This window comes from Pseudomonas abyssi (assembly GCF_003444685.1).
In the GTDB taxonomy this organism is placed as follows: Bacteria; Pseudomonadota; Gammaproteobacteria; order Pseudomonadales; family Pseudomonadaceae; genus Halopseudomonas; species Halopseudomonas abyssi.
Genome location: NZ_LMAZ01000004.1, coordinates 18,149 through 25,919, shown reverse-complemented (window position 1 = coordinate 25,919; position 7,771 = coordinate 18,149). Strand labels below are relative to the sequence as shown.

Genomic DNA, 7,771 nt, shown 5'->3' with positions numbered 1-7,771 from the left:
ATTTATCGGGGAGTCATAAAACTCGTCGCTTCGCTCCTCAGACATCCTATGACTCTTTTTCCCGATAAATCTGCGCTACTCGCCCGCGTAAACGGGACTGGGGTCCGTGCATGCTGCATGTCTTACACCCCCTTTCGTAGGGCCACGGCATGCCGTGGCCGGCTTTAGAGATAAACGTCGTTCGCCCGTACATACATCGCACCTCGCTCTTTACTCCACAGACCGATCGGTCTATAACTAGCAACATGAGCAAAGAAGATAGCCGCAAAATTCTCGTCAAAACCATGCAGAACGCCCTGCAGAGCAAGGGCCTTCATGGTGTGGGGTTGAGTGAGATTCTGAAAACCGCAGGGCTGCCGAAGGGCAGCCTGTATTACCACTTTCCCGGCGGCAAGGAAGAGTTGGCGCTGGCCGCCATTGCCAACGCCGAGGCGGAGATGGCGCGGTTTCTGGAGCAGATGTTTGCGCGCTTCGATGACCCGCTGGAGGCGCTGGCGGCGTGGATCGACAGCGCGCTGCAGCGTATCGCCGCCAGCCGCTTCAAGCTCGGCTGCCCGCTGGCCGCCGCGGCGCTCGACTGCTCGCCGGAGGACACCGACCTGCTGTTGGCGCTGAACGGCGCGTTCAACAACCTGAGCGGCCTGCTGACCCGAGAGATCAGCCGCGCCGGCTTTCCTGCCGAGGCCGCTGCCGACCTGGCCGTGCTGGTGCTCACCAGTTACGAGGGTGGGCTGATCATGGCCCGCGCCGCCGGCAGCACCGACCCGATCGAGCGTTCGTTTCGCGCCCTGCTCAGCCACGTTCGCCTGCAACAGAAGGAGTTTGCCCATGGCCACTGAATCGCTCGCCCCGCGCGACCTGACCCTGACCGCCGCCGATGGCTACCAGCTCGCCGCCACCCTGTACCCGGCCAGCGAGCCACGCGGGCAGATTCTGGTCGGCAGTGCCACCGGCGTGCCGCAGGGCTTCTACCGGCGCTTTGCCGAGTTTGCCGCCAGCAACGGCTTCACTACGCTAACCCTCGATTACCGCGGTATCGGCGCTTCGGCCCCGGCCAGCCTCAAGGGCTTCGAGATGGACTACCTAGACTGGGCCGACAAGGACCTCGCCGCCGGCGTCGACTATCTCGGTCGGCAGGATCTGCCGCTGTACTTGGTCGGCCACTCGTTCGGCGGCCACGCCTTCGGCCTGCTGCCCAACCGTGATGCGATCCACGCCGTCTACACCTTCGGCACCGGTGCTGGCTGGCACGGCTGGATGCCCACAGGCGAGCGCCGCAAGGTGCAGGTCATGTGGAATCTGGTGCTGCCGCTGATCGTCGCCATCAAGGGCTATCAGGCGTGGAACTGGCTGGGCCTCGGCGAAGACCTGCCCAAGGGCGTGTACCGCGACTGGAAACACTGGTGCCGCTACCCCCGTTACTTCTTTGAAGACCCGAAGATGGCCTGGCTTAACGAGCACTTTGCCGCCGTGCGCACACCGATTGTCGGCGCCGTCTCGCTGGACGATCTCTGGGCCGGCCCCGAATCACGCGACGCCTTTATGAGCGCCTTCAGCGGCGCCGCCTATCAACCGCGGGATATCGACCCCAAGGCCCTCGGCCTCAAGCCACTGGGCCACATGGGTTACTTCCGCCCCTACGCCGAACCGCTCTGGCGCGACGCGCTGGACTGGTTCGCCAGCCAACCCCGGGCTGCCGCTGCGGCCTGATCGACTCAAGGAACACGCAATGAACCCGAAAGAAATGACCGGCCTGCAGATCATGCAGGCCGCCGCAGCCGGGCACCTGCCGATTGCACCGATTGCCAAGACCATCCCCATGCAGGTCAAGCTGGCCGAAGAGGGCCGCGTAGTGTTTGAAGCCACCGCCGACAAAAGCCACACCAACCCGCTGGGTGGCGTACACGGCGGCTTTGCTGCGACCGTGATGGACTCGGTCACCGGCTGCTCTGCGCACACCATGTTGGGAGCAGGTGAGGGCTATGGCACCATCGAGCTGAGCGTGAAGATGTGCAAACCGGTGCCCTTCAACAAGACACTGATCGCCGAAGGCAAAGTTATCAACAAAACCCGCCGCTTAATCATCAGCGAAGGGTATCTGCGTGATGAAAACGGCTCGCTGTATGCGTATGCCACCGCGACCAATATGATTCTCAGCTGATAGCGGCAAGCCTCAAGCCTCAAGCCTCAAGCCTCAAGCCTCAAGCCTCAAGCCTCAAGAACGGTGCCCTCCGGGAAGGCCGAGTTCCAACTCGGCCACCGCGATGCACCCACGTCCGCTGGTCGAGCGGGAGCACCTCACACCCCCGGCAACACCTTCAAAAGCGTCAGCAACTCACGCGCCGCCTTCTCGGATGACGCCGGGTTCTGGCCGGTGACCAGCAGGCCATCGACCAGCACATACTCGCCCCAGTCCTCGCCTTTGCTGTACACGCCGCCCTTTTCCTTCAGCGCGTCTTCCAGCAGGAAGGGCACTACTTGGCTCAGGCCCACGCCGTCTTCCTCGGAGTTGGAGAACCCGGTCACCCGCTTGGCGCCGACCAGGTACTCGCCATCAGCAGCCCGCGCATTCAGCAGCACCGCCGGCGCGTGGCACACCGCGCCAATCGGCTTGTCGGCCTTGGCAAAGGCATTGAGCAGCGCCAGCGAGTCGGCGTTGTCGTGCAGGTCCCAGAGCGGGCCGTGGCCGCCGGGGTAGAACACCGCGTCAAAGTCAGCAGCGGACACCTCACTCAGCCGCACGGTATTGGCCAGCAGCCCCTTGGCATGCTCATCCGCGTCAAAGCGGCGGGTCGCCTCGGTCTGCGCGTCCGGCTCGGCGCTTTTCGGGTCCAGCGGTGGCTGGCCGCCCTTGGGCGAGGCCAGGGTGATTTCGGCACCGGCGTCGTGCAGCACGTAATAGGGCGCGGCAAACTCCTCCAGCCAAAAGCCGGTCTTGTTGCCAGTATCGCCAAGCTTGTCGTGTGAGGTGAGAACCATGAGAATCTTCATATCGCTCCTCTCTACAATCGATGAACCAACGGCTGTGACGCGAACGCGCGCCAGACAGCATGAATACACAGTAAATCCGGCAGCAATCGACGCAAATGGTTCAGTCTCACCGCGCCGGTGACAGCACAGGACAACCAGTAACCATGCAGCCGCTACAACTCAACTGCGACATGGGCGAAAGCTTCGGCGCCTGGACCATGGGCATGGACGAGGCCGTGATGCCGCATGTGCACAGCGCCAACATCGCCTGCGGCTTTCACGCCTCCGACCCATCCACCATGCGCCGCACCGTCGCGCTGGCGGCGCAGCACGGCGTGCGTATCGGCGCGCATCCGGCCTACCCGGATCTGGTCGGCTTTGGCCGCCGCTCGATGGCCTGTTCCGCGCAGGAAGTGGAAGACCTGCTGCTTTACCAACTCGGCGCACTGGACGGCATCTGCCGCGCCGAAGGCGCCAGCCTCAGCTACGTCAAACCCCACGGCGCGCTCTACAACGACATGATGAAACAGCCCGCGCTGCTCACCGCAGTAATGCGCGCCGTCGCCCGCTTCAACCCGCAACTGCCGCTGATGCTGCTGGCCCGCCGCAACAACAGCGAAGCCGAGCAACTGGCCGCGGAGCAGGGCATCGGCCTGCTGTTTGAAGCCTTCGCCGACCGTGGCTACGACCCGGACGGCTACCTGCTGCCGCGCAACCAGCCCGGCGCCGTGCAGCACGACCCGGAGCGCATTCTGGCCCAGGCACTAAGCTTCGCCCGTGGCGAGCCGATCAGCGCCAGCGACGGCAGCCAGCTGACCCTGCGCGCCGACAGCCTCTGCGTACACAGCGACAACGCCGAGTCGGTCGCCGTGGTCGCCCGCATCCGCGCCGCACTGGACGCGCTGTGAACCTGCGCATCGAGAGCGCAGCCATCGACAGTCTGATGGTGCGGCTGTTTGATCAGATCGACGAGGCCAACATGCCCTGGCTGATCGCCGCCGCAGAAAACCTGCGCGCAGCCTTCGGCGCGCAGCTGATCGATCTGGTGCCGTCCTACACCACCTTGCTGCTGCACTACGACCTGCACGCCCTGGGCGAAGCAGATGCCATCGCGCTGATCCACAGCAGCCTGCACAACCTGCAGCCGCTGACGAATGAGACCGGCACCCTGCACGCCATCCCGGTCTGGTATCACCAGAGCGTCGGCCCCGAACTGACCAGCATCGCCCAACGCGCCGGGCTCAGCCCGGAGCAGGTGATCGAGCAGCATTGCAGCCGCGACTACCCAGTGTTCACCCTCGGCTTCGCGCCCGGGTTTGCCTACATGGGACTGGTGGATGAAGCGCTCGCTTCGGCCCGCCTCGCCACCCCGCGCCAGCGCGTGCCCAAGGGCAGCGTCGGCATCGCCGAACGCCAGACCGCCATCTACCCGCTGACCTCACCCGGCGGCTGGAACCTGATCGGCCGCTGCCCGCTGACCCTGTTCAGCGCCGAGCGCGGCAGCCTGCTGCAACCCGGCGACCGGGTGCGCTTTGTGTCCATCGACCACGCCGAATTTATCCGCCTGGGCGGCGACGACACGGCGATGGAGGCCAGCGCATGATCGAGCTGCTGGTCGAGCACAGCCTCGGCTTTGCCCAACTGCAAGACGGCGGCCGCTTTGGCGTGCGCCATCTGGGCATCACCCAGGGCGGCGCGCTGGACTGGGTCGCCATGCAGCAGGCCAACTGGCTGCTCGGCAACTCAGCAGACGCCGCCGTGATCGAAATCCCCCTTGGCGGCCTGCAACTGCGCGCACAAGCCAGCGGCTGGCTGGCGCTGACCGGCGCCGATCTGGATGCGAAACTCGACGGTCAGCCACTGGCACCCGGTCAGGCATTTCAGCTGCACCACGGCCAGACCCTGCGGTTCAACAGCCCCAAGCGCGGCGTACGCGCCTACCTCGCCACCCCCGGCGGCTTTGCGGCAGACCCGGTCATGGGCGCAGTCGCCACCGTGATGCGCGAACAGCTTGGCAGTTTGCACGGCAATGGCCGCGGCCTGCACAACGGCGACCGCCTGCAGGGTAACGCCAGCGATGCCACCCCCAGAACCATGCCCGCAGGCGCACTCTGGTATCCGGGCAATGAGGTCGTGCTCGACCTGATCCCCGGCGCACAAGTCGCCAGCTTCGCTGGTGCCAGCCTGTTCGCCGCCTTCAACCAAAGCTGGACCCTCGACCAGCGCGCCGACCGCATGGGCATGCGCCTCACCGGCCCCGCACTGCGCTACCAGGGCCAGGCCCTGATCTCCGAAGGCATCCCCCTCGGCGCCGTTCAGGTACCGCCAGACGGCCAACCGATCATCCTGATGAACGACCGCCAGACCATCGGCGGCTATCCCCGGCTGGGCGCGGTCACACCGCTGTCGCTGGCAAGGTTGGCGCAGTGTGCGCCGGGACAGAAGGTGAGGTTAAGGGTGGTAAGTCAGGAGGCCGCGAGGCGGGAGATGCTGAACGTTATCAGCGCCCTGCAAGCACAGGGCGCACCATTCGGGTCGTAGGGTGGACAAAAGCGCAGCGTTGTCCACCAAGCGGCATCTGACGCAACGCGGAGTTGAGGCATATTCTGATCGCTCCCACGCCACCTCGTTCGTAAGGCCACGGCATGCCGAGGCCGTGCTGCCTCCACCATCGCAACGTTGCTCAGCATTTGCGGCGTCGTCCTGCTCGCCTTTCGCCTTCTCCGGCGAGCCAAGGGGGGCCGCTTGCCCAGCCCCCCAAAGGGAAGCGCCAACCCATTTCACACGCCCTCTGCGAGTGCTAAAGCATGCAGATGCAAGGCGCGATGTGCAGCCAATAATGGTTCTATTGGCAAGCAGCGCAACGCAGTCAGATGCATGCTTGAGCGCTCGCCCTACGGGGCGTTCAGGCCGGTCCGCACTCTACGTTGTGATTTCTCGACAGGTCCCGACATGCCATCGAAACCACGCCTTGATTGCGGACCGGCCTGAGCGCCAGAGGGCATGTGAAATGGGTTAGCGCTTCCCTGAATCCCCGGGGCACCCGACTACGCGGCCCTTCGGGTTCGCTGCGTTGCTCGGCCTGACGGGGATCGGCAGCCCTGCGCTACTCGCCCGCGTAAACGGGACTGGGGTCCGTGCATTCGCCACGCACGCAATCGTAGGGTGGAGAAAAGCGCAGCGTTGTCCACCAAGCGGCATCTGACGCAACGCGGAGCTCGGGCATGCGCCGTCCGACGCTCCACCACCACTCACACCGTCAACCACCCCACCAGCCGCCGCACCCAAGGCGCAACCAAGGTCACCGTCGGAAACGCCACCGGCCAGGTCAGCGCGCAGCTTCTGAGCCACGCCGCAACAAAGTGCTCATCAAAGCCTTGGGTGACCGCAATCACAAAGGCCGACACCAAGGTCACCATGATCGCCGACAGCAACGCGCCAAACACAATCGGCGCAAAACGCGCAGGAATAGCCATGTCAGACTCCTTTAAAAGCATTGAGAAGCAGCGCTGAGCCATACAGGCCCAAACCGAACACGCTATGGGTGATCAAACTCTGCAAACGCGCAGCGTTCGGGCGTGGCGTGCGACTGGCGGCAAACCCCGCGCCCATGCCAGGCTGCATCAGCAAAAAGGGCGCCGCCACCGTCACCATGCCCCAAACCAAGGCGGGCAATAGCGTTGGCTGACGAAGCCATTCCGCTCCGCACATCGCCACCAGCAACAGCGCAAACACCACCCCGATCAGGTAATGCGCGCCCCAGCCAAGCAACGCCTCCGCCGGGATCGGTCGGGCAGCGGCAATGCGCTCATGCCGAAAGCGCCCATGCGCCATATGCCCTAGCCAACGCCCCACCAACGCATAGTCTGCCGGTGGAATCCCCAACAGCTGTTTACGCACAAGCCCCCAGCCGTCCATCACCAGCGTTGCGCCTACGCCAATAGCTACCGCGCTCCATAAATCATCCATTTTCTGCCTCCTGTGAGTTGCCCTGGACGGGCAGAAAATGCACGATGCCACTTAAAGTCGACTTTAAGTCAAGGGCGCGAACATGGACATCAACGAGGTCTCGAAAGCATCCGGCCTGCCGGCCTCCACCCTGCGTTATTACGAAGAAAAGGGGCTGATCAAATCGATTGGCAGACGCGGCCTGCGCCGGGCATTTCAGCCCCGCGTGGTGCAGCAGCTGGCACTGATTGCGCTGGGCCGCGCAGCGGGGTTCTCACTGGATGAGATTGCGCAGATGTTCTCGCCAGACGGCCGCCCCGAGATTGATCGCCAGCAGCTGTCCAACCGCGCCGACGCACTGGACCGCAATATTCGCCAACTCAGCAACCTGCGCGACGGCCTGCGCCACGCCGCCGCCTGCTCCGCGCCCAATCACCTGGAGTGTCCTAAGTTTTGTCGGTTGATGGATGCGGCGGCGACCGCTGCTAAAAGTAAGAAGACGCGCAGGGGTAAGGTGAGCCCGCCGGAGGGGGTGTGAGCGCAGCTCGAGCGGCATCCTTGGCAGCTCAGGTCAGTCGGCGCTAACCCAGCGTACAAGGGCAGGGCATGCCGTGCTCACCCTCACACCCAGAGCCATTCCCACCCTCCACCGTCATCCCCATCGTTTCTCGTCATCCCCGCGAAGGCGGGGATCCAGATCCGCCGCCACGCCAACCAAATGGATTCCCGCCTGCGCGGGAATGACGGCGATTGAGATCAGTGACTGCCTTCTTGAACGCCTGCGCATTGGCAGACGCACCCTTTCGCCTTCCCGCCAGCCCTGCACTACTCGCCCGCGTAAACGGGACTGGGG

The 7,771-nt window shown here is 64.5% G+C and carries 10 protein-coding genes; 7 read left to right on the top strand and 3 right to left on the bottom strand.

The genetic code is table 11. The features are described 5' to 3' along the window. The first annotated feature begins 245 nt into the window (after positions 1-245). From ASB58_RS13090 to ASB58_RS13080, 3 genes are read left to right on the top strand one after another with little or no spacing between them, the layout of a single operon-like run. Entirely contained in the window at positions 246-839 is a 594-nt protein-coding gene (locus ASB58_RS13090; RefSeq protein WP_181977934.1) for a TetR/AcrR family transcriptional regulator, read from the top strand. Next, positions 829-1,710, top strand: coding sequence for an alpha/beta hydrolase family protein (locus ASB58_RS13085; RefSeq protein ID WP_118131171.1), 882 nt, complete (start codon positions 829-831; stop codon positions 1,708-1,710). The genes ASB58_RS13090 and ASB58_RS13085 overlap by 11 nt, the downstream gene beginning before the upstream one ends. A 19-nt stretch (positions 1,711-1,729) precedes the next feature. Beyond that, a complete protein-coding gene (locus tag ASB58_RS13080) occupies positions 1,730-2,161 on the top strand; it encodes a PaaI family thioesterase (RefSeq protein WP_118131170.1) in 432 nt (143 codons plus the stop codon). Between the two features lie 137 nt (positions 2,162-2,298). Here the strand turns inward: ASB58_RS13080 and ASB58_RS13075 are convergent, their stop codons facing one another. Next, positions 2,299-2,991 (bottom strand): type 1 glutamine amidotransferase domain-containing protein, encoded by a 693-nt coding sequence (locus ASB58_RS13075; RefSeq protein WP_118131169.1) that lies wholly within the window; start codon positions 2,989-2,991, stop codon positions 2,299-2,301. A 143-nt stretch (positions 2,992-3,134) separates the two neighbouring features. Here ASB58_RS13075 and ASB58_RS13070 point away from each other — a divergent pair, with 143 nt between their 5' ends. From ASB58_RS13070 to ASB58_RS13060, 3 genes are read left to right on the top strand one after another with little or no spacing between them, the layout of a single operon-like run. Then, positions 3,135-3,878 carry a 5-oxoprolinase subunit PxpA gene (locus ASB58_RS13070; protein ID WP_118131168.1) on the top strand — a complete coding sequence of 248 codons (744 nt, stop codon included), beginning with the start codon at positions 3,135-3,137 and terminating at the stop codon, positions 3,876-3,878. Beyond that, positions 3,875-4,573 (top strand): 5-oxoprolinase subunit PxpB, encoded by a 699-nt coding sequence (gene pxpB, locus ASB58_RS13065; protein WP_118131167.1) that lies wholly within the window; start codon positions 3,875-3,877, stop codon positions 4,571-4,573. The genes ASB58_RS13070 and pxpB overlap by 4 nt, the downstream gene beginning before the upstream one ends. Then, entirely contained in the window at positions 4,570-5,511 is a 942-nt protein-coding gene (locus tag ASB58_RS13060; RefSeq protein ID WP_118131166.1) for a 5-oxoprolinase subunit C family protein, read from the top strand. Before pxpB ends, ASB58_RS13060 begins: the two co-directional genes overlap by 4 nt. A gap of 710 nt (positions 5,512-6,221) precedes the next feature. Here ASB58_RS13060 and ASB58_RS13055 read toward each other — a convergent pair. Together ASB58_RS13055 and ASB58_RS13050 are read right to left on the bottom strand one after the other, a co-directional pair. Continuing rightward, positions 6,222-6,446, bottom strand: a complete 225-nt coding sequence (locus tag ASB58_RS13055) for a DUF2798 domain-containing protein (protein WP_065335961.1) — start codon at positions 6,444-6,446, stop codon at positions 6,222-6,224. 1 nt (position 6,447) lies between these two features. Further along, complete coding sequence (locus ASB58_RS13050; protein ID WP_118131165.1) at positions 6,448-6,939, bottom strand: DUF2938 domain-containing protein; 492 nt, start codon at positions 6,937-6,939, stop codon at positions 6,448-6,450. An 82-nt stretch (positions 6,940-7,021) separates the two neighbouring features. Between ASB58_RS13050 and ASB58_RS13045 the strand changes: the two genes are divergently transcribed. After that, complete coding sequence (locus tag ASB58_RS13045; protein ID WP_118131164.1) at positions 7,022-7,456, top strand: helix-turn-helix domain-containing protein; 435 nt, start codon at positions 7,022-7,024, stop codon at positions 7,454-7,456. The last annotated feature ends 315 nt before the right edge of the window (positions 7,457-7,771 follow it).

What these genes read in the sequence shown, in the direction of transcription:
- ASB58_RS13070 (WP_118131168.1), top strand. Translation starts at nt 3,135, where the DNA reads ATGCAGCCGCTACAACTCAACTGCGACATGGGCGAAAGCTTCGGCGCC.
- ASB58_RS13055 (WP_065335961.1), bottom strand. Translation starts at nt 6,446, where the DNA reads ATGGCTATTCCTGCGCGTTTTGCGCCGATTGTGTTTGGCGCGTTGCTG.
- ASB58_RS13050 (WP_118131165.1), bottom strand. Translation starts at nt 6,939, where the DNA reads ATGGATGATTTATGGAGCGCGGTAGCTATTGGCGTAGGCGCAACGCTG.
- ASB58_RS13045 (WP_118131164.1), top strand. Translation starts at nt 7,022, where the DNA reads ATGGACATCAACGAGGTCTCGAAAGCATCCGGCCTGCCGGCCTCCACC.
- ASB58_RS13080 (WP_118131170.1), top strand. Translation starts at nt 1,730, where the DNA reads ATGAACCCGAAAGAAATGACCGGCCTGCAGATCATGCAGGCCGCCGCA.
- ASB58_RS13090 (WP_181977934.1), top strand. Translation starts at nt 246, where the DNA reads ATGAGCAAAGAAGATAGCCGCAAAATTCTCGTCAAAACCATGCAGAAC.
- ASB58_RS13060 (WP_118131166.1), top strand. Translation starts at nt 4,570, where the DNA reads ATGATCGAGCTGCTGGTCGAGCACAGCCTCGGCTTTGCCCAACTGCAA.
- ASB58_RS13085 (WP_118131171.1), top strand. Translation starts at nt 829, where the DNA reads ATGGCCACTGAATCGCTCGCCCCGCGCGACCTGACCCTGACCGCCGCC.
- ASB58_RS13075 (WP_118131169.1), bottom strand. Translation starts at nt 2,991, where the DNA reads ATGAAGATTCTCATGGTTCTCACCTCACACGACAAGCTTGGCGATACT.